Origin of the sequence: Fictibacillus barbaricus, from assembly GCF_014635025.1 — a bacterium.
Classification (GTDB): domain Bacteria; phylum Bacillota; class Bacilli; order Bacillales; family Fictibacillaceae; genus Fictibacillus; species Fictibacillus barbaricus.
Genome location: NZ_BMCE01000002.1, coordinates 839,547 through 860,023, shown reverse-complemented (window position 1 = coordinate 860,023; position 20,477 = coordinate 839,547). Strand labels below are relative to the sequence as shown.

Annotated in this window: 19 protein-coding genes and 1 other annotated feature; of the genes, 14 read left to right on the top strand and 5 right to left on the bottom strand. The window is 41.8% G+C overall.

All coding sequences use genetic code 11. From position 1 onward, the window contains the following. Positions 1-103 precede the first annotated feature (103 nt). From IEV52_RS13750 to IEV52_RS13735, 4 genes are all read left to right on the top strand, one after another. On the top strand, positions 104-688 hold the full coding sequence (locus IEV52_RS13750) for an ArsR/SmtB family transcription factor (RefSeq protein WP_188403086.1): 585 nt from the start codon (positions 104-106) through the stop codon (positions 686-688). Beyond that, positions 685-894, top strand: coding sequence for a hypothetical protein (locus tag IEV52_RS13745; RefSeq protein WP_188403085.1), 210 nt, complete (start codon positions 685-687; stop codon positions 892-894). Before IEV52_RS13750 ends, IEV52_RS13745 begins: the two co-directional genes overlap by 4 nt. 15 nt (positions 895-909) lie before the next feature. Then, entirely contained in the window at positions 910-1,491 is a 582-nt protein-coding gene (gene clpP, locus IEV52_RS13740; RefSeq protein ID WP_188403084.1) for an ATP-dependent Clp endopeptidase proteolytic subunit ClpP, read from the top strand. A gap of 252 nt (positions 1,492-1,743) precedes the next feature. Next, complete coding sequence (locus IEV52_RS13735; protein WP_188403083.1) at positions 1,744-2,979, top strand: MFS transporter; 1,236 nt, start codon at positions 1,744-1,746, stop codon at positions 2,977-2,979. Positions 2,980-3,125: 146 nt separating this feature from the next. Here IEV52_RS13735 and IEV52_RS13730 read toward each other — a convergent pair whose 3' ends face one another. Next, a complete protein-coding gene (locus IEV52_RS13730) occupies positions 3,126-3,977 on the bottom strand; it encodes a DUF1206 domain-containing protein (protein WP_229754289.1) in 852 nt (283 codons plus the stop codon). A 19-nt stretch (positions 3,978-3,996) separates the two neighbouring features. Next, complete coding sequence (locus IEV52_RS13725) at positions 3,997-5,085, bottom strand: AI-2E family transporter (protein ID WP_188403081.1); 1,089 nt, start codon at positions 5,083-5,085, stop codon at positions 3,997-3,999. A 153-nt stretch (positions 5,086-5,238) separates the two neighbouring features. Here IEV52_RS13725 and IEV52_RS13720 point away from each other — a divergent pair, with 153 nt between their 5' ends. The 5 genes from IEV52_RS13720 to IEV52_RS13700 all read left to right on the top strand — a co-directional run bounded on the left by IEV52_RS13720 (position 5,239) and on the right by IEV52_RS13700 (position 10,160). After that, positions 5,239-6,255: a LacI family DNA-binding transcriptional regulator gene (locus tag IEV52_RS13720; protein WP_188403080.1), complete on the top strand. Its 1,017-nt coding sequence runs from the start codon at positions 5,239-5,241 to the stop codon at positions 6,253-6,255. 90 nt (positions 6,256-6,345) lie between these two features. Then, positions 6,346-7,068 carry a ThuA domain-containing protein gene (locus IEV52_RS13715; protein WP_188403079.1) on the top strand — a complete coding sequence of 241 codons (723 nt, stop codon included), beginning with the start codon at positions 6,346-6,348 and terminating at the stop codon, positions 7,066-7,068. 29 nt (positions 7,069-7,097) lie between these two features. Continuing rightward, positions 7,098-8,138, top strand: a complete 1,041-nt coding sequence (locus tag IEV52_RS13710) for a Gfo/Idh/MocA family protein (RefSeq protein WP_188403078.1) — start codon at positions 7,098-7,100, stop codon at positions 8,136-8,138. After that, positions 8,135-9,190, top strand: a complete 1,056-nt coding sequence (locus IEV52_RS13705) for a Gfo/Idh/MocA family protein (RefSeq protein WP_188403077.1) — start codon at positions 8,135-8,137, stop codon at positions 9,188-9,190. The genes IEV52_RS13710 and IEV52_RS13705 overlap by 4 nt, the downstream gene beginning before the upstream one ends. Before the next feature lies 1 nt (position 9,191). Next, on the top strand, positions 9,192-10,160 hold the full coding sequence (locus IEV52_RS13700) for a sugar phosphate isomerase/epimerase family protein (RefSeq protein ID WP_188403076.1): 969 nt from the start codon (positions 9,192-9,194) through the stop codon (positions 10,158-10,160). A gap of 132 nt (positions 10,161-10,292) precedes the next feature. Here the strand turns inward: IEV52_RS13700 and IEV52_RS13695 are convergent, their stop codons facing one another. Then, complete coding sequence (locus IEV52_RS13695; RefSeq protein WP_188403075.1) at positions 10,293-11,696, bottom strand: LysM peptidoglycan-binding domain-containing protein; 1,404 nt, start codon at positions 11,694-11,696, stop codon at positions 10,293-10,295. 203 nt (positions 11,697-11,899) lie between these two features. Continuing rightward, positions 11,900-12,113: a binding site (T-box leader), on the top strand. Positions 12,114-12,159: 46 nt separating this feature from the next. Between IEV52_RS13695 and proS the strand changes: the two genes are divergently transcribed. The 4 genes from proS (at position 12,160) to IEV52_RS13675 (ending at position 16,424) form a co-directional block, all read left to right on the top strand. Continuing rightward, positions 12,160-13,590 carry a proline--tRNA ligase gene (proS, locus tag IEV52_RS13690; protein ID WP_188403074.1) on the top strand — a complete coding sequence of 477 codons (1,431 nt, stop codon included), beginning with the start codon at positions 12,160-12,162 and terminating at the stop codon, positions 13,588-13,590. 252 nt (positions 13,591-13,842) lie between these two features. Further along, the gene (locus IEV52_RS13685) at positions 13,843-15,096 is read left to right on the top strand and encodes a dicarboxylate/amino acid:cation symporter (protein WP_188403073.1); all 1,254 of its coding nucleotides are present in this window, start codon (positions 13,843-13,845) and stop codon (positions 15,094-15,096) included. 143 nt (positions 15,097-15,239) lie between these two features. Continuing rightward, positions 15,240-16,073 carry a pentapeptide repeat-containing protein gene (locus IEV52_RS13680; RefSeq protein ID WP_188403072.1) on the top strand — a complete coding sequence of 278 codons (834 nt, stop codon included), beginning with the start codon at positions 15,240-15,242 and terminating at the stop codon, positions 16,071-16,073. Positions 16,074-16,130: 57 nt separating this feature from the next. Further along, a complete protein-coding gene (locus IEV52_RS13675) occupies positions 16,131-16,424 on the top strand; it encodes a hypothetical protein (protein WP_188403997.1) in 294 nt (97 codons plus the stop codon). Positions 16,425-16,455: 31 nt separating this feature from the next. On the opposite strand, the gene IEV52_RS13670 is transcribed toward IEV52_RS13675, so the two are convergent. Then, positions 16,456-17,454, bottom strand: a complete 999-nt coding sequence (locus IEV52_RS13670) for an inorganic phosphate transporter (RefSeq protein ID WP_188403071.1) — start codon at positions 17,452-17,454, stop codon at positions 16,456-16,458. A 12-nt stretch (positions 17,455-17,466) separates the two neighbouring features. After that, positions 17,467-18,084, bottom strand: a complete 618-nt coding sequence (locus IEV52_RS13665) for a DUF47 domain-containing protein (RefSeq protein WP_188403070.1) — start codon at positions 18,082-18,084, stop codon at positions 17,467-17,469. Positions 18,085-18,598: 514 nt separating this feature from the next. Here IEV52_RS13665 and IEV52_RS13660 point away from each other — a divergent pair. Next, positions 18,599-20,470, top strand: coding sequence for a heavy metal translocating P-type ATPase (locus IEV52_RS13660; protein ID WP_188403069.1), 1,872 nt, complete (start codon positions 18,599-18,601; stop codon positions 20,468-20,470). Positions 20,471-20,477 lie beyond the last annotated feature (7 nt).

The window sequence follows — 20,477 nt, the reverse complement described above, 5'->3', positions numbered from 1 at the left end:
TAATGGAGTATATCGTAATAAAATAATTTTACGTAAAGTATAATTTTTACGTAAGGATAAAATAGTGGAATGTGAGGTGATGAGAGTGAAGAGGAATCAGAGCATGCCAGAAACCTTTATCGTCACAGAGCCCCAGCAAGCAGCGGCACTTCTGCATCCTGTCCGGTCAGAGATCATAAGTTTATTGAAGGAACCGCGCTCTGCGACAGAGCTATCAAAAGAAATGAACGATTCCGCTCAAAAGGTGAACTATCATCTTAAAGCATTGGAAAAAGTTGGTCTTGTGGTGCGTGCGGGAACAAGGAATGTTAGAAATCTTGTTGAAGTTCTTTATAGAAGCGCAGGCAAAACTTTCTTGTTATCGGATTCACTAGGATTATCGCAAGAAACGATGAAGAAGCTGCAGGATCAAACAGCTCTCGCTCACGTATTGTCACTCACAGAAAAAATAAAGCGAGACGCGGTTTCACTCATGGAGCAAGTGGAAGATGAGGAAATTCCAAGTGCTGTGATGGAAATGGAGCTATCTCTTTCTGGTGTTGAAAACCGGAATGCATTTCTGCAGGATTATGCAGATATGCTTACAGCTCTCATTCAAAAACATCACAAACCAAAAGAAAAAAACGCGAAATCGTATCAAGTTTCAATGGCTATGTACCCCAAACCTGAAGGAGGCGGCACACCGTGAAGAAGGATAATAAAACCACAGTCATCCCACTAAAGCGTGAGTCAGCTAATGAAGAAACAAATGTAATTCCAATGAAAACAGAAGTGAAGGTCGAAGTTGCTGACAAACAGCAAGAGCCGGCAAAAATTATCTTTATTACATCAGGCTTTGGCTCCATACATGTACCACAAACAACAAGCGCAAGCCCGATGGCAATCGCGGCATAAAAAGGAGGAAAACAGATGAACCTAATACCAATGGTTGTGGAATCTACGAATCGAGGAGAGCGTTCTTACGATATTTATTCAAGACTTTTAAAAGACCGCATTATCATGCTGGGAAGTGCCATCGACGATAACGTGGCAAACTCAATTGTTGCGCAGCTTCTCTTCTTAGCAGCAGAGGATCCTGATAAGGACATTTCCATCTATATTAATTCTCCAGGAGGCTCAGTTACAGCCGGCCTGGCGATCTTTGACACGATGCAGTTCATCAAACCGGATGTATCCACGATCTGTATCGGTATGGCCGCTTCGATGGGGGCGGTTCTAATGGTAGCCGGTGCAAAAGGAAAACGCTATGCGCTTCCTAATGCAGAGGTGATGATCCACCAGCCGTTAGGCGGTACACAAGGGCAGGCATCCGATATGGCCATCCATGCAAAACGCATCTTGCAGACACGTGAACTGTTGAACAAGATTATCTCTGACCGCAGCGGGCAGCCGATTGAAAAAGTAGAAAAAGATACAGACCGTGATTATTTCATGTCAGCAGAAGAAGCATTAAAGTATGGAATAATCGACAAAGTGATAGAAAAGATCTAAAAAGTGCAGCGATTGAAGCCAGCCTGTTTACAGGCTGGCTTCTTGGTTTGCATTAGATGGTGGAAGGGGGAAGGGGGACTGTCCCCAAACAATTTATTTCCCACGCGATTTTAATGGTTCGTACCTGGATATTTACTTAATTTCCCTTGTCGAAAACCTCTTTTTTAGTAATAGACAAGATAGTTATGATAATCTAATGTAAGTTACATAGTTTGGAAGGTATAGTGAAACAATAGAAAGAAGGAATGCAGCATGGCAGCACCAACAGAAAAGACGCCAAGCTTAGCGTCTTCACAGCAAAAAACAATCTATTCCATTCTCTTTGCGATTAGTTTTGTTCATCTTTTGAATGACTCGATGCAGGCAGTAATTCCAGCGATTTTTCCTATTCTAGAAGAATCGATGGGCCTGACCTTCACGCAGCTCGGCTGGATTGCATTTACGCTAAACATTACTTCCTCAGTCATGCAGCCGGTTATAGGGTGGTATACCGACCGGACGACATCACCGTATCTGTTACCGTTTGGAATGATGGCTAGTTTAATAGGAATGCTGGGCATTGCTTTTGCAGATTCATTCCATCTGATTATTATCTCGGTTATTGGTATAGGACTTGGCTCTGCCGTTTTTCATCCGGAAGGTTCAAGGGTAGCCTATATGGCCGCTGGAAACCGTAGAGGGTTAGCTCAATCCATCTACCAGGTAGGAGGAAACTCAGGAAGTTCGCTTGCACCAGTTATGACAGCACTCGTATTTGTACCACTTGGCCAGTTTGGAGCAGTGTGGTTTACATCGTTAGCAGCCGTCGCTATTTTCGTTTTGTTTTATGTTTCAGGCTGGTACTCAAGACAGTTAATCCATTTTCCGCGTGTGAAAAAGCAGTCTGGTGAGAAAAAAGCTATCGATAAAAAGAGAAAAAATCAAGTAATCGGAGCAATGGCTCTCCTCGTCTTTTTGGTCTTTGCCCGTTCATGGTACTTCTCAGGAATCGGAAACTATTATCAGTTTTATTTGATCGATGATTATGGATTGTCCATCCGGCAAGCTCAGATCTATCTATTTGTTTTCATGGCCTCAGGTGTGCTAGGAACATTCTTTGGCGGGCCGATCGCAGACAGACTAGGAAAGCGGAACATGATCTTCTGGTCGATGGTCGGAACTGCTCCGTTGGCTCTTCTATTGCCTCACGTTGGGTTATGGGCTGTGATTCCATTATTTTTTGTGATCGGGTTTATTTTAAACACGAGTTTCTCAGTAACCGTTGTTTATGCCCAAGAGCTTGTACCAGGCAGGATTGGAATGGTGTCTGGATTAATCGTAGGGCTTGCTTTTGGAATGGGAGCACTCGGATCGGTCGTTCTTGGTAAAATAGCTGACCTTACCAGTATCTCAAACACCATGCTCCTTATCAGCTTCTTGCCGCTTTTAGGGTTGTTAACAGTTATGCTGCCAACTGATAATACGCTGGAGAAGTGGTCGAAAGAGTGAGGGAAACGAAAGGGGGACAGACCCGGGACAGACCCGGATCTGTCCCCAAACAAATACATATCCACTTCTTTTGTATTCGTCAGGAAAACACATTCAAATAATAAAAAACCCTGTCTGCACGCTGCAGACAAGGCTTGTATCCTCATTCAACTATCCAACCTTCTATATTTAGCACTTGCGAACATAAAAATACCATATGAGATAAAACCAAGCGAGACGATTGCGAGCAGCACAGGGCCAAACGGCTGTGATGCGAGTTCTAAGAGCGCGCCATCCAAACCTTTGGTCTCATCAGGATCGGCCAAAATGGCAGTACGCACCAGGAAAAAAGCAATGATCATAAAGACGATTCCTCTTGCCGCCATGCCGAACGTTCCAATATACCCACTCCAGCGCCATTCTTTTTTATTCATCTCATTTTTCTTTAAATCACGCTTAAAACGGTGTGAAAACGCCTTATATAAAAAGATGATACCAATGATCCCAAATACCAGTCCGCCGATTGCGATCAGTAACTGGCCAAACGGCTGTGAAAGCATCTGTGCAGATAGAGTCTGATATGTTTTATCGGATGATTCCGCTCTGGCTCGGAATAGAATTCGTAATGCACTGATACACATGGCGATGTAGGTACCTGCGATAAATAGATAGCTCAGTCTGCTGAACCACCTTTTCCAGCTATGGTTTACGCACTCTGGGTCGAAAACGGCTCTTACAAGCTGCCAAAAGGCATAGGCACTTAAGCCGATCGAAAGCAAGATCAATAATAGAGGTCCAAAGGGCTGCTGGGCGATCGTATAGAGTGCACCGTTTGAGCTTGCTTCATTTGGATGTTTTCCAGTAGACATGATTAATGCAAGGATCCCTATTAGCACATAAACGATTCCTTTAGATGTATAACCAACACGCGCAAAGCGGTGAACCCAAGGACGTGAAGATTCAAACCAGCTCCAAATTTTATCTTTAAGCGTTCTTTCTTTAACAAAAGGCTGTTTCACGGTGGGCATGTTTCTCCTTTCAGAGCAGATCGCTGCGAGACTCTGGTGGATGGTATAACAGATAAATCCGATACAGGTTGCTGATGATCGTTTTGGTAACCGCATAGGCTGGAATCGCCAACAATAAGCCGATAAAACCAAATGCCGCTCCAGCCATCAATACGATCAAAATGATGGTAAGCGGATGGATTCTCAGCTGTTTTCCCATAATTTGCGGAGATAGGATGTTTCCTTCCACCTGTTGAACGACAAGTGTAACGATCGCAACTTTTATAGCCATAAAGGGATCTTGAATCAATCCGACTAAGAGGGCAGGAAACACGCCGATGAATGGCCCTAGAAACGGTATTACATTCGTCAGGACAGCAAATAGTGCAAGAATGAGAGCAAACTTAAGACCAATCACTAAATACCCCGCATACATGAAGATCCCGACAAAAAGCGCGACCAGCACTTGCCCCTTTATATAAGAAGATAGTGTTGAGTCAATATCTCTGAGAATCGCAGCAACATCATGCTCCATATGATGAGGAACGAGTCTTAAAAAATAATTAAAGAACTTTTTATCATCTAGAAGCAAGTAAAAGAGGATGAAGGGTACCACCAACAATACAAGCGCAATATTTGTTAAAGTTGTTACGAGTGCAGTTAGATCTTTTGACACTGAGCTCGTAAACCTTTCGAGGCGTTCAGTTGCTAATTTGGCGACTCGTGTGCTGTCAATAAATGATTTTTTGCTTCCTGTAATCATGGTTCCGGTTTTTTCTGTCGCTTCACCAATCTTCTTTGGAAAATCATCTGTGAGATTTGTGACCTGATCGGCTATGACCGGAAAAGCCACCGTGGAAATTCCTGAAACGGCTAGGATCAGCCCAAGAAGAATGATCGATATGGCTGCAAATTTAGGTACCTTCTTATTAATCAAGTACCTAATGATCGGGCGAAGCAAATAGTAAAGCAGACCTGCGATAAACACCGGAAAAAACACGCTGGAAATGATGAGATTAAGGAAGTCTAAAAGGTAATCGATTTTTCCGAGTAAAAAGAGAATAATAAGTATGAGTACAGAACCTGCGGCATACTTGAAAAATGAATGCTGATACCACATGTAGATGCGACCTCCAATTCTTGATACTAGTCTTTTCCCTTTTTAAAAATCTGTAACCTTTTTTAAGAATAAATAATTGACTTTTTTGCAGTGCGCTGATAGATTGTAAGTGTAAATGTAAACGTTTACGTAACAAGAAAGCAGGTTGATGTTTTGAATCCGACAATAAAAGATGTGGCCAAACATGCAAACGTTTCAATTGCAACAGTGTCTCGCATTGTAAACGGCTTGTCAGGCTATTCGGAGGAAACGAAGAAGAAAGTGCAAGAATCCATTGAGGCACTTGGGTATCAGCCTAACGCAATAGCACGCGGATTGATCAACAAGCGAACGCAAACGATCGGGGTACTCTTTCCTGAAGTATCTGGAATGCTCTCATCAGAAGTTCTTGAAGGTGTGGAAAATGCAGCACATGACGGAGGGTTCAGTGTGATCGTCTGTAATACGGCTTCAAGCGGGAAGCGGACCGTCAAATACCTCAGACTTCTGCAAGAAAAAAGAGTGGATGGCATCATCTTCGCTTCTGAAGATGTAAAGAAAGAGTATTATAAGATCTTTGAGGAGATGAAAGTCCCGGTAGTTCTTGTTTCTACTGCATCCACCCAATACGATTTGCCATATGTTCGGGTTAATGATTATGAGGGTGCATTCAAAGCAACTGAGTATCTAATCGAAAAAGGACATGAAGAGATTGGGATGATCGGCGGAAGTTATCAAGATCCAATTGCGGGAATTCCGAGAATGCAAGGATTTAAAGATGCACTTCAAAAACATGGTCTTCCTTTTTCGGATGATCATCTAACAACGAATGAAGGCTATCGGTTTCAAAACGGAAAAGAATCATTGCCGCTTCTCTTGAAGAAGCTCCCAAACATGACTGCGTTGTTTGCAGCTAGTGATGAAATGGCGATTGGAGCTATGTCAGCTGCCCACCAATTGGGTGTAAAAGTACCAGAAGAATTATCCATAATCGGATACGATAATCTAAAAATTGCAGAGATGTGTTACCCTGCGCTCACAACTGTATCCCAGCCTTTAAAAGATATGGGGCAAACTGCAGGAGAGATATTAGTTAATTTGATTAAAGGTGAAAAAAAAGAAGCAGAAAGCCGTTATATGCCTTTTTCAATCGTAGAAAGGCAATCAGTCAGTGATCTACGTGACAAGTAAAAAAACGGAACCTAAAATCGCTTCATTTTTATTTGAGAAATACGTAAACGTTTACGTAAAGCGCTTACATGCATATAGGGGGAAATCAAAATGGTTAAAGTAACAGTTTGGAACGAGAATCGTCATGAGCAAAGGAATCCGGTAGTCAAAGAAATCTATCCTAAAGGGATCCATGGTGCGATTCAAGAGTTTTTACAAGAAGCCGGACACGTTGTTAATACGGCTACGCTTGATGAAGCAGAGCACGGCCTAACAGAAGAAGTATTAAATAACACGGATGTACTTGTTTGGTGGGGACACTTGGCACACGACGAAGTAGAAGAAGAGATCGTAAATAAAGTGTATCAGCGTGTACTTGATGGAATGGGGTTACTTGTCCTTCACTCGGGCCATTTCTCTAAAATTTTTAAAAAGCTCATGGGTACATCTTGCGACCTTAAATGGCGTGAAGCAGATGAGAAAGAACGCATCTGGATCGTGAACCCGAGTCACCCTGTAGCAAACGGACTTGGTGAGTACATCGAACTTGAAAAAGAAGAGATGTATGGTGAGCACTTTGACATTCCAGCTCCTGACGATCTCGTGTTTGTCAGCTGGTTTGAAGGCGGAGAAGTGTTCCGTTCAGGTGCAGCCTATAACCGTGGAAAAGGAAAGATCTTCTATTTCCGACCAGGACATGAAACGTATCCAACATACTACAACAAAGACGTTCAAAAAGTCATTGCAAATGCAGTATCTTTCTTAGCTCCGTCGGGCAGCCAGGCTCCGGTTTACGGAAACGCTAAGCCGCTTGAAGCGATCACAGCAAAATAAAACATATAACCCTATATTACGAGGAGGAAATGAACATGACAGTTAAAGTTGGAATTATCGGATGCGGAAGTATTGCTCAACATCGCCATTTACCAGAATATGCGGCAAACCAAGATGTAGAGATCGTTGCTGTTTGTGATGTTGTGAAAGAACGTGCTGAAGCTGCACAAGCCATATACGGCGGTAAAATTTTCACGGATTATACCGAACTTCTTGCCCTTGAAGAAGTAGAAGCTGTAAGTGTATGTACGCCAAACTACCTGCACGCTCCAATATCAATTGCAGCACTAAATGCTGGAAAGCACGTATTATGTGAAAAGCCTATGGCAACATCTCTTCAAGAAGCAGAGGAAATGATCGCAGCAGCTGAAAAAAGCGGCAAGACGCTGATGATCGGCCATAACCAGCGTTTCGTTCCGGCTCACCAAAAAGCGCGTGAGATCATTGCAAGCGGTGAGCTTGGAAAAGTATACAGCTTCCGTACAGCTTTTGGTCACCCTGGTCCTGAAGGCTGGAGCGTTGATGGTGTGAAGAGCTGGTTCTTTAAAAAGGATGAAGCTTTTATTGGAGCGATGGGTGATCTTGGGGTTCATAAAACAGACTTGATCCGGTATATCTTAGGTGAAGAAATTGCAGAAGTGGGCGCATTCGTGGAAACAAGTGCGAAAGAGTTTGCCTCTGTAGATGATACAGCAGTTTGTGTACTTAAAACAGAGAGCGGAATTATTGGAACGCTTGCTGCAAGCTGGTCTTATACAGCAAAAGAAGACAACTCAACAATCATCTACGGTGAAAAAGGCATTCTTCGTTTAGAAGATGATCCGAAATTCTCTCTTGTTGCTCAATATACAGATGGATCAATCGTTCGTTATGAGTTGGGAGCGATCCAAACAAACGAGAATCAGTCTAACTCACATGTTGTTGACCATTTTATAGAAGCTGTTGAGTCAGGTAAAGCACCACTTATTACGGGGGAAGAAGGTAAGCGTTCACTGGCAGTAATCTTAGCAGCACTTGAATCAAACGAAAAGAAGACGATTGAAAAAGTGAAAACAGGTGTTCACGCATGAAATTAAGAGTTGGGATCATCGGGGCAGGCGGCATTGCGCAAGGCCGTCATATCCCCGCATTTCAAAAACTAAGTGAGACAGCAGAAGTTACCGCAGTCAGCGATGTAAACGTTGATGCTGCAAAGACAGTCGCAGAGAAATTTCACGTACCACACTATTTTACAAGCTATACAGAAATGTGGCCGCACGTAGATGCAGTTGTTATTTGTACGCCAAACAAGTTTCATAAAGAGATCACGGTTGCTGCTCTAGATGCAGGTAAACATGTACTTTGTGAAAAACCTATGGCGATGACAGTTGAAGAATGTGCGGAGATGATAGAAGCAGAAAAGCGTTCTGGAAAAGTACTGTCCATCGCTTATCACTACCGCTACATGAAAGAATCTCATGCAGCTAAGCGTATGATGGAAGCTGGAGAAGTGGGTAATCCGCTCGTAGTCCGTGTACAAGCGTTAAGAAGACGTAAAGTGCCAGGCTGGGGTGTTTTTACGAACAAAGAACTTCAAGGCGGAGGAAGCTTAATCGATTATGGCTGTCATTTGCTAGACTTGACTTTGTGGCTTTTAGATAACCCGACAGTAAGTGAAGTATCCGGCCAAACGTACAACACCGTTAGCCGTGAAGCAGAACAAGTGAATCAATGGGGTTCATTTGATGCAGAAACATTTGAAGTGGACGATCACGTGACGGCTTATATCCGCTTAGCAAATGGAGGAACGATTCTTTTCGAAACATCGTGGGCTGCAAACATTCCGGATGATGCGGAGCTGCTTCGTATCTCAGGAGACAAAGGGGGACTTGACGTGTTCCCATTTGCTGTAAACAAAGCAGAGAACGGTATGATGACAACCACGAAGGCAGATTGGATCTTAGGAGAAGACGATCCAGGGCTTCCGCAAGCACAGAACTTTGTGGATTGCTGCTTAGGTAAGGCAGAACCCCTTGTAAAAGCAGAAGAAGCGATGAACACATCCCGTGTGATTGAGGCGATCTATGCGAGCAGTCTAATGGGAAAAAGCGTTCAGCTAGAGAATGAAAAAGGAGTGAGGTAATATGAAACTAGGTGTTTTTACAGTTCTCTTTTCGCAAAAGTCATTTACAGAAATGCTCGACTATGTAAAAGAAGCAGGAGTACAAGCGGTCGAGATCGGTACAGGCAACTATCCTGGAAATGCACACTGCCCACTTGATGAGTTGCTTTCGAGTGAAGAAAAGCGTGCAGAATATCTTCATGAGGTCGAAAAACGCGGATTAACGATTTCAGCGTTCAGCTGCCATGGTAACCCTTTGTCACCAGATGAAGCATTTGCTAAAGAATCTCATGATACGTATGTAAAAACAGTTGAACTTGCTGGTTTGATGAATGTTCCGGTCGTAAACTGTTTCTCAGGTGTACCAGGGGACTCGGAAAACGCAAAATATCCGAACTGGCCTGTTTCTCCATGGCCGAACGAGTACAGTGATGTGTTGAAGTGGCAATGGGAAGAAAAGCTGATTCCATACTGGCGTACATGGGGGCAGTTTGCGAAAGAGCATGGCGTGAAAATCGGCTTAGAGCTTCACGGCGGTTTCTTGGTGCACACTCCATATACACTGTTAAAATTACGTGAAGAAACGTGTGACGCGATCGGTGCTAACCTTGATCCATCTCACCTTTGGTGGCAAGGCATCGATCCAGTGGCAGCGATTAAAATTCTTGGAAAAGCCGGAGCGATCCATCACTTCCATGCAAAAGATACGTATTTAGATCAAGATAACATCAACATGTACGGCTTAACGGACATGCAGCCATACGGAGCAGTTCAAAATCGGGCATGGAGCTTCCGGTCAGTAGGGTGCGGCCACTCAGTTCAAGACTGGTCTGATATGATGAGTGCACTTCGAACTTACGGCTATGACTATGTGGTAAGCATCGAGCATGAAGATCCGATCATGTCTATCGAAGAAGGCTTCAGCCGTGCTGTGAAAAATCTGCAGTCTATCCTGATCGCAGAGCAGCCAGCCGAGATGTGGTGGGTATAGTACAAAAGTAGGGGTCTGACCCCAAACAAATACAAATCCAGAGATTTGTATTTGTGGGGTGCACACCCCCTTGATTAAATAAGCCTGAGATCTGTTAATCAGTTCTCAGGCTTTTCTTCTGACCACTAATACTTAAATCTTTCTTACCCGCATCGAATCCCGGACGACATACCAGTTCTGTGGGAAGGGGATTCCTAGTACCCAGAAACTGACACCGCGCAGATTATAATCGATCGCTGTTTGATACTTAGCTTGCATACTTCTTGCATCTTCAAACCATACCTCATGTTCTTTTCCTTGATCATCCCGATACTTGAACCAAGGCGACGCATCACCTTCATCAAATTGAATGGATGCGTTCTTTTGTGCGGCAAGGTTAACGGCTGCTACTGGGCTTAATGTTTTCGCAAATGTCCCCTCAACAAATGGCAATGTCCAATCACGGCCATACGTTGGAACACCCATCATGATTTTCTCCCGAGGTATGGCAGTAACGGTATAATCTAATACTTTTTTTACTTCATCCAGTGGTGCAATTGCCATCGCACGACCACCTGCCCAGCCCCATTCATATGTCATGACGACTACAAAATCAACGATCTCTCCATGCGCATTATAATCATGTCCTTCATACAACAATCCTGGCTGATCTTCCTTATATTTGGGCGCGACTGCAGAAGAAACAGAGAAGCCTAGAGGTTTAAATTTCGCCACAGCACGCCTCAAGAAATTGTTATAGTCTTCTTTATTTTCAGGGTAGACATATTCAAAATCAAAGTTAACGCCCCGGTATCCTTTTGTTCGCATGGTGTTCAGAATGTTGTTAAGTAAGGTATCCTGAAGGGATTCACTATCTAAGATCGTCTTGATCAGATCGGAGTTGAACATATCTCCTTCTATGTTGGAAACACCCATAAGGGCAGCTACACGATTTATCCTGGCTGCAGCGATAACTCCTTCATCCTGCAGAGAGGTTAATCCGCCTGACCGAGTTACCGAATAACTGAACGGTGTGATGTAGGTTAAATATGAACCTACGTTTCTAACTTCTGTCTGACTTGCAGTCCCCATGTTGGTAACATATGAATTTACTTCTTTTATTGGCCGGTTATAGGGAATTGAAAGTCTAGTTCCTACATAAACGAGATTCGGGTTTGTGATTCGGTTTTCTCTTTGCAGATCTGCAACAGACGTCCCGTACCGATTGGCAATTACATATAAAGATTCGCCTTGTTGAACCACGTGAACTGGAATATCTATCACTTGCCCTACATAAATAACAGATGCAAGGGGTATGTTGTTCCAGCCGATTAAACTATCAACTGTTGTACCGTATCGGTTAGCAATCTCATAGAGAGTATCACCGGATTGTATCGTATAAGTTGGAAAATCATTCGGAATAACAAGCGCCTGGCCAACGACAAGCACGTTTTGATTTTCGATGCCGTTAGCTCTTACGATGGATGAGATCTGAACGTCATAATTCTGTGAAATCTTCCAAAGAGAATCACCTCTTTGTACCACATGAATGTCCATAAACATACGCCTCCTTATGCCCTGTAATTAATGTATTGAACAAACACACGAAATATGAAAGCCATAAGGGGGGACAGACCCGGGTCTGTCCCCCCTTATACAGCGTTTTACTGCATAAAAGCATCCTGCTATCGATCCTCTATAAAATAAATAATTGACAGTTCATCCCAACATCACATATAATTTCAAAAAAACTAATTATTACCGAAACATGGAAGAGGATTAGTACATTGATCTTGTCATTTAAAGAGAGGGGACTGTTTGGTGAAAGGTTCCTACTGACAAACAATCGAACCTGCCTCAGAGTTCTGTATCTGAAACGAGTGGAAGATATCAGCGGTTAAATACCGTTATCATGAAACAGTGTAAAGCTATGCTTTGAATTAGGGTGGTACCGCCAATTGATTGGTCCCTAATGATGAGCCTGGCTTTTTTTATTTTTTAAAAGCGAGGAGCACGTAAGATGGCTAAAGATTTTGTAAAAGACGTAACAAGTATGAAAGATGATTTTGCTCAGTGGTATACCGATGTAGTAACGAAAGCGGAGCTGATCGATTATTCGAGTGTCCGCGGTTCCATGATCCTCAGACCTTATGGCTATGCAATCTGGGAAAACATTCAGCAGCAGCTCGACAAACAGATTAAAGCAACAGGTCATGAGAATGTGTATATGCCGCTCTTTATTCCAGAAAGCCTTCTTCAGAAAGAAAAAGATCATATCGAAGGGTTTGCGCCTGAAGTAGCGTGGGTCACACATGGCGGGGAAGAAAAGCTGACAGAACGTCTATGTGTCCGTCCGACATCAGAAGTTCTTTTTGCCGAGCATTTTAAAAACATCATTCATTCTTATCGTGATCTTCCTAAGAAATATAATCAGTGGTCAAACGTAGTAAGATGGGAAAAGACCACACGACCTTTCCTTCGCACACTTGAATTTCTATGGCAGGAAGGGCACACATGCCACGAAACAGATGAAGATGCACATGAGGAAACCGTTCGTATGCTTAATGTGTACGCAGATCTTTGTGAAGAATACCTTGCCATTCCAGTCATCAAAGGTCAGAAAACAGAAAAAGAAAAGTTTGCTGGAGCAAAATACACCTATACAATTGAAAGTCTCATGCATGACGGAAAAGCTTTGCAGTCTGGGACTTCACACCATTTGGGAGATGGGTTCGCAAAAGCGTTCGGCATAGAATTTACAAATAGAGAAGGCAAACTGCAAACCGTGCAGCAAACCTCATGGGGCTTTACGACTCGAATTATTGGAGCGATGATCATGGTCCATGGGGATGACAGAGGACTTGTTGTTCCTCCAAAGATTGCACCAACTCAGCTTATGATCGTACCGATCGCTCAGCATAAAGAAGGTGTACTAGATTTCGCCTACCATTTAAAAGAAAAGCTCTCTCTTACAATTCGAACGGGAATCGACGCTAGTGATAAGAAGCCAGGCTGGAAATTTAACGAGTATGAGATGAAGGGAATCCCTCTTCGTTTAGAAGTCGGACCGCGTGATATTGAGCAAGAACAAGTGGTGCTCGTAAGACGTGATACAGGTGAGAAGCAAACGGTAGCATTGCAAAACTTAGAATCTTCTGTGCAACAAATCTTAACAGATATTCAAAATAACTTATTTGAAAAAGCAAAAACGCATAGAGATAGCCAAACAACAGCTGTAACCACATTCGATGATTTTAAAGATAACCTTACCAATAAAGGCGGATTCATAAAAGCGATGTGGTGTGGTGATGAAGCTTGCGAAAACTTCATCAAAGATGAAACAGGTGCAACATCCAGATGTATCCCGTTCGAACAAGAGAACATCTCTAAAAAGTGTGTGTGCTGTGAGCAAGAAGGAAAGCAGCTTGTCTATTGGGCAAAAGCGTATTAAACATCATGTAAGGACAGGGGACAGACCCGGGTCTGTCCCCTGTCTTTTTTACTAAAAGTATGTAAAAAGAATCAGGCTAAATGTATCTATTGGTTTTGTTATTCAAAAAAACTGGTCTATAGAATAATAACCTACTAAATGGAGAAGTAATATAACGTTTTCATCACATTTTCTGCATCCCTCTATGAAAAAAATTTTTTCTGTATAAAATAGAAAGAGTAGCTATGAATCTATTTAAGGAGAGAATGTTTTATGAGAAAAACGTGGAAAGCATACCGCTCGCCAATTATTTTATTGCTTGCCATCATCATTGGAAGTATTGTTGGTTCTACAATGGGCAAAGATGCTGCGGTTCTAAAGCCGTTCGGGGACTTATTTTTAAACGTTATGTTCATGATCGTAGTTCCGCTAGTATTCTTTTCGATTTCATCGAGTGTAGCCAATATGGCTGGTACGAAACGATTTGGTAAAATCATTAGCACGATGCTTCTTGTATTTCTATTTACCGGTACTGTTGCTGCGGTCGTCAGTATGGCTGGATTAAAATTGTTTCCGCCTTCAGAGGGAGTAAATATTGACCTTGTAAAACCTGATGCTCCAAGTGAAGAAGTTTCGATCGGTGATCAACTGGTAAGCACAGTAACGGTTCCAGATTTCGTTGATCTGTTAAGCAGAGCAAATATGTTATCACTTATTCTATTTTCAGTTTTACTCGGACTGGCTACTTCGAAAGTAGGAGAAAAAGCAAAACCACTCGCAAACTTTTTATCTGCTGGAAGTGAGGTAACTCTGCAGATGGTAAAGTATGTCATGGTTTACGCTCCCATCGGTTTAGGTGCTTATTTTGCAGCATTGGTAGGGGAGTTTGGACCAACACTGCTTGGTTCTTATTTTAAAGCGGTACTATTTTACTATCCGTTTTCTATTTTGTATTTCTTTGGATTCTTTACATTGTATGCGTGGATTGCACACGGAAAGCTTGGGATCCGCACCTTCTGGAAAAACATGATTTCTCCTTCTGTTACCAGTCTTGCAACATGCAGTTCAGCAGCGAGCATTCCCGTTAACCTAGAAGCAGCGAAGAAGATGGGAGTACCTGATGACATCAGTGAAACAACGATTCCACTCGGTGCAACACTTCACAAAGATGGTTCTGTGATCGGAGGCGTTCTAAAGATTACTTTCCTGTTTGGAATCTTTGGAATGGACTTCTCAGGCATTAACACCTACTTGCTCGTGGGGGGTGTAGCTCTTTTAGTCGGAATGGTAATGGGAGCAATCCCTCAAGGCGGGTTAATCGCAGAAATGCTGATCCTATCTCTATTCGGTTTCCCTCCAGAAGCACTTCCGATCATCGCGGCGATCTCTGCTATTATTGACCCGCCAGCAACACTGCTGAACGCTACTGGGGATAATGTAGCAAGTATGATGACAGCCAGATTTGTTGAAGGGAAGAACTGGCTAAGTAAAAAGGTTTCTCCGTTAACTGAACAAAAAGGTGCGTAAAAAAACAAGCTCTCTGACTCTATTGTGAGTGGGGGAGTTTTTTTTATAAAAATGAAGATTCCTTCTCATCATCTTTCTATTCTAAATGTGCTACGCTAAAACAATAACGGACAAGCTTAAATGTTTGAAGGAAGTGAAAAGTTTTGAATAGTCAACTACGTGCGGAATGTGAAAATTGCTTTGGCTTATGTTGTGTGGCTCTCCCATACGCAAAATCAGCTGATTTTGCTTTTGATAAAGATGGTGGTACTCCATGCCGAAATCTGCAAACGGATTATCGCTGCGGCATCCATAAAAACCTAAGGGGAAAGGGGTTTAAGGGTTGTACGGTTTATGAATGCTTTGGCGCTGGTCAAAAAGTTTCACAGATTACGTATGGAGGAGAAGATTGGAGAGATTCTCCTGAAAGAGCTAAAGAAATGTTTGAAGTATTTCCAATCATGCAACAGCTTCACGAAATGCTGAACTACTTATACGAAGCACTTCAATTAAAAGAAACAACGCCAATCTATAATGAATTAAAAGCATCTATACAAGAAATAGAACATCTAACACAACTGCCTGCAACAGAAATCAAGCATATTAGAGTATCAGATCATAGGGTAATGGTTAACAAACTTCTTCTTCAGGTGAGCGAACTTGTGCGTACCCATTTTTTGAAGAAGAAGTATGATGTCCTCAACCGTAAAAGCATGGACATGATAGGTGCAAAATTAAGAAAAACTGATCTTAGAGGAGCGAACCTTCGTGGAGTGTTACTTATCGCTGCTGATCTGCAAGGTGCCGACATGAGGTGGACTGATCTGATTGGAGCAGACTTAAGGGATGCCAATCTTAGTGGCGCTGATCTTACAGGAAGTATTTTCCTTACACAAGCTCAAGTGAACTCGGCAAAAGGGAATTTGCATACAAAATTACCTAACTCTTTACTGAAGCCAGATCATTGGTTAAAAGTAAGTATAAAAAATGGGCTTTAATATCGAATCTTTTTCAGGCTCCTATACGTAATTAGGTCAGGGAAGGAGAGGATTTGATTGTTAAAAACTGAGAACCTTTACCGTATCGAAATAATAAAACCATGCACTGTTTCGGGTATTCTTAATGGTCTGTTCGGTGGATTTTATCCGTTTGCAGAAGAAGATGAATACATTAAAAAAAACTGGGGAACCATTCCTGCAGGTACAAAAGGCTGGGTAGTGAAAAAGTGGCGGAAAATGTATTTTTCTGCTGATGAAAACCAGCCTGAGATTAAACTATTTACTCCTACAGATCAACCCTATGTATTAATACCTTATTCCAAGATTAAAGATGCCTATAAGAAAATATAAAAAAGCCTGGGGTTTTACCCAGGCTTCTTATTTAAAAGATCAGATTTAAAACAAAATAAGATAGTGCAGCTATCGTTGCAGAAATCGGCAATGTAATAAACCAAGTGATAATCATGGTTTTAGCCGTACCCCATTTTACCCCTTTTAGACGATGGGAAGCACCTACACCTAGAATAGAAGATGTAATTACATGAGTCGTACTTACCGGAATACCTAAAACGGAAGCACCTAGAATTACAGACGCACCTGTTAAGTCAGCTGAAACACCGTTAACGGGACGGATCTTCATGATTTTTCCGCCAACTGTTTTGATGATTTTCCATCCGCCTACAGAAGTTCCAAGTCCCATTGCAATGGCACAGGATACCTGAACCCATAACTGGATATCCGTACTGTTTGTATAACCATTTGCAATCAAAGCCATCGTAATAATACCCATCGCCTTTTGAGCATCGTTCGTTCCGTGCGAATACGCTTGGAATGCAGCCGTCATTACTTGGACTTTTCTGAACCCATTGTTTGTTTTCGTTAAATTAGCATTCTTAAATACTAGTTTGATCAAGTGATAAAATACAAAACCAACAGCAAATGCCAACACTGGCGAAAGCAATAAACCATATATAATTTTAAGGAATCCTGAATAGTGCAGCGCTTCAAAGCCAGCAGCTGCAATCGCTGCACCTGCAATCGATCCGATGATCGCGTGTGAAGAAGAACTTGGTATCCCATAATACCAAGTAATTAAGTTCCAAGCAATCGCTGCAATAAGTGCAGCTAAAATAACTACGGATCCATTTTGAAGTGTAAAAGGGTCAACAATATCTTTTGTAATTGTTTTGGCAACACCAGTAAATGTCATGGCCCCGACAAAGTTCATGACAGCAGCCAAAATAATGGCTTTTCTAGGTGTTAGTGCTTTTGTTGAAACAGAAGTTGCAATCGCGTTCGCCGTATCGTGAAATCCGTTGATAAAATCAAATGCGAGTGCACCGATAACAACGAGAACGGTAATAATTAAAACTGTATCCATACTAGCCACCCGTTACGCGTTTTTCATAATGATGGATTCTAGAGTGTTCGCAACGTTTTGGCAACTGTCGGCAATGCCTTCAAGCACTTCATACATCTCTTTATACTTGATCACTTTAATCGGATCTGTTTGAGTAGCAAACAGTTCGCGTTGTGCTTCACGGTATAAATCATCACATTTTGATTCATAATCTTTAATCTTGATCGCATGCTCACGCATTTCAAGAAGTTTTTTATCAGCCAGTAAATTAATTGTCAGTAAAATTTCATCCGCACTTAGTTTGATGTATTCTACAAACTTAACCATATACTTGTCTGGATTTGTAATAGCATAGATATCGAATAGAGCAGAAGACTGCTCGATGCCATCTAGAATATCATCCATGCTCATAGCAAGTGATAAGATATCTTCTCTTTCAATGGGTGTAATAAATACTTTGTTCAGTTCCATGATAACGGTATGAACATAAGAATCACCTTTTGATTCAAGTGTTTTCAGGTGATCTGCAAATTCACGCAAATCGTCTTCATTGGTAATTTTGAAATCGTGGAAATATCCAGTGGATTCCTTTAAGTTGCTAGCGATATCCGTTAGCATGACCATGAACTTATCCTTTTTCTTTGTAAACATAGTACCCTCCAAAAGAAATGTCTTTTATCCTTTTTCTAGGTGGCTGATTTTGTATGTTTTAACCACCCAACACATTATACAAAAAATAAAGAGTTTTTGTCGAAAAAGAATGAAATGTAATGAATAATTTACAAAACGTTTACAAAATCAGACTTGTAATTTTAATATACCCTTATTTTTAAAAATTAAGATAAAAAAGAAGCTTTCGCTTAGAAAGCTTCAATTCGTTATTTAAGATCAGCATATTGGTATTGTGGATTCGATATAAGGATTATAGATTGTTCAAATAGATCTTTGGAGAGAAGCAGAAAAACAAGACAAAATGTCTAACATAAAAGATATAATTAAGTTAATAATTTATGTCACATCCATAAGAATTCATACATAAACTGTTAGGGCTAGGAACCGAATATTGGGAAGTTGTAAAGGCTGCTGTCATAAAGACGGCAGCATTTCTGCTTTTTTAGGGTACTTGAGGATGATTGTTATTATCAATAGCAGGAGGGATGTTCAGGTGGAACTCTCTGCACGAACTCAACTGATTCTGGCAACAACGGCCGGTATGTTCATATTAACGGCTTGGTTTATCGAAAAGTATTCGGAATCACCTTATTATGTTCTGTTTTATCTTTTGGCTTTTGTAATAGGCGGGTACGCGAAAGCTGTAGAAGGGATACAGGAGAGTTTAAAAGAAAAACAGTTAAATGTTGAGCTCTTAATGATGATGGCTGCGATCGGGTCGGCAGCAATTGGCTATTGGGGTGAGGGTGCTGTTCTTATCTTAATATTTGCCTATTCCGGAGCACTTGAGATGTACACATTACAAAAGAGCGACAGAGAAATCAAAGCACTCGTCTCCTTACAGCCGGATGAAGCCTGGCTCATATCAGGAGATAAGGAATTTAGAGTGAATGCTTCTTCCTTAGAGCCTGGTAATCTTATAAAAGTAAAGCCAGGTGAGCGTATACCGGCAGACGGAATTGTAATAAAAGGAAATTCTTCAATCAATGAATCAGCATTAACAGGTGAACCGTTTACAAAAGAGGTCAAGCCGACTTCAGAAGTTCTTGCGGGTACGCTAAATCAATCTGGTCTTTTAGAGATCTCAGTTACGAAGCACATGAGAGACTCTGTTTTTCAAAGAATGATAGATCTCGTAAATAAAGCACAAAGTGAAGCGCCCCCCGTCCAGCGAAAGATAGAAGAGTTTGAAACCAAATATGTTCTATTTGTACTTCTGGCGGCAGCATTAACTGTGCTGGTCCCAGGATCAACAGGATTATGGAGCTATTCAGAGTCATTATATCGTGCGTGTGTACTTCTAGTTGTTGCATCTCCTTGTGCACTTGTTGCGTCTACCATGCCTGCTCTATTAGCATCTCTTTCAAACGCCGCTAGACACGGAATCCTTTTTAAGAGTGGAGTATTTTTGGAAAAGTTAAACATGGTTAACGTAATCGCTTTTGACAAGACTGGGACGTTAACAGAAGGCTGTCCAACCGTTCAGCATGTTGAATATATTCACTCTTCTACTAGCAGAGAGGATTTGGTACAGATCATACATGCTATTGAGAAAAACAGTAACCACCCGCTCGCAAAGGCGATTCTATCAGCAATTCAGGCAGTTCCGAAAGAAACAGCACCTGAAATAACTGTATATGAAGATATTCCTGGTTTAGGCGTAAGAGCTCTAGTTCACGGAACTGTCTGGAAAATTGGAAGCCGTGGATGGACGGGGATCAGTGAAAAGCAAGAACATCAGCTTCTATCCACTATAGAAGGGCTGGAAGGAGACACTGGTTATACGGTTGTCTATGTTACGGCAGATGATGAACTTGCGGCCTATTACTTATTAGGGGACACAGTCCGAGAAGAAACTGTAGAAGCAATTCAAGCTTTACAGGAGAAACAGATCTTAACTTTAATGTTAACCGGCGATACAAAACGTGGAGCAGAAAGTATCGGAAAGTTGGCGAATATTGATGAGATCGGATATTCGTGCATGCCTGAAGATAAGGTGAAGACGGTAAAAAGGTGGAAAGAACGCCAGGCTGTAGTCGCAATGATTGGCGATGGAGTTAATGATGCACCTGCTTTAGCGGTTGCAGATGTTGGAGTAGCAATGGGGATGGGAAGCGATGCAGCGATTGAAACAGCAGATGTTGTATTAGTTAAAAACGATCTAAGCAAGCTGCTGTACGCGATAAAATTATCGGAACGCCTCTCACGAATTGTTAAGCAAAACATTGTATTTTCAATCGGTGTTATACTATTTTTGCTCTTTGCCAACTATACGCAATATTTAACACTTCCTTTTGGTATCATCGGACATGAAGGGAGCACCATACTGGTCATTCTAAATGGCCTGCGTTTGTTAAAAGGCTAAAAAAAGG

Excerpts from the sequence above, each read along its gene's own strand:
- IEV52_RS13735 (WP_188403083.1), top strand. The coding sequence starts at position 1,744 with ATGGCAGCACCAACAGAAAAGACGCCAAGCTTAGCGTCTTCACAGCAA.
- clpP (WP_188403084.1), top strand. The coding sequence starts at position 910 with ATGAACCTAATACCAATGGTTGTGGAATCTACGAATCGAGGAGAGCGT.
- IEV52_RS13715 (WP_188403079.1), top strand. The coding sequence starts at position 6,346 with ATGGTTAAAGTAACAGTTTGGAACGAGAATCGTCATGAGCAAAGGAAT.
- IEV52_RS13725 (WP_188403081.1), bottom strand. The coding sequence starts at position 5,085 with ATGTGGTATCAGCATTCATTTTTCAAGTATGCCGCAGGTTCTGTACTC.
- IEV52_RS13705 (WP_188403077.1), top strand. The coding sequence starts at position 8,135 with ATGAAATTAAGAGTTGGGATCATCGGGGCAGGCGGCATTGCGCAAGGC.
- IEV52_RS13700 (WP_188403076.1), top strand. The coding sequence starts at position 9,192 with ATGAAACTAGGTGTTTTTACAGTTCTCTTTTCGCAAAAGTCATTTACA.
- IEV52_RS13750 (WP_188403086.1), top strand. The coding sequence starts at position 104 with ATGCCAGAAACCTTTATCGTCACAGAGCCCCAGCAAGCAGCGGCACTT.
- IEV52_RS13685 (WP_188403073.1), top strand. The coding sequence starts at position 13,843 with ATGAGAAAAACGTGGAAAGCATACCGCTCGCCAATTATTTTATTGCTT.
- proS (WP_188403074.1), top strand. The coding sequence starts at position 12,160 with ATGGCTAAAGATTTTGTAAAAGACGTAACAAGTATGAAAGATGATTTT.
- IEV52_RS13670 (WP_188403071.1), bottom strand. The coding sequence starts at position 17,454 with ATGGATACAGTTTTAATTATTACCGTTCTCGTTGTTATCGGTGCACTC.
- IEV52_RS13695 (WP_188403075.1), bottom strand. The coding sequence starts at position 11,696 with ATGGACATTCATGTGGTACAAAGAGGTGATTCTCTTTGGAAGATTTCA.
- IEV52_RS13710 (WP_188403078.1), top strand. The coding sequence starts at position 7,098 with ATGAACATGACAGTTAAAGTTGGAATTATCGGATGCGGAAGTATTGCT.
- IEV52_RS13665 (WP_188403070.1), bottom strand. The coding sequence starts at position 18,084 with ATGTTTACAAAGAAAAAGGATAAGTTCATGGTCATGCTAACGGATATC.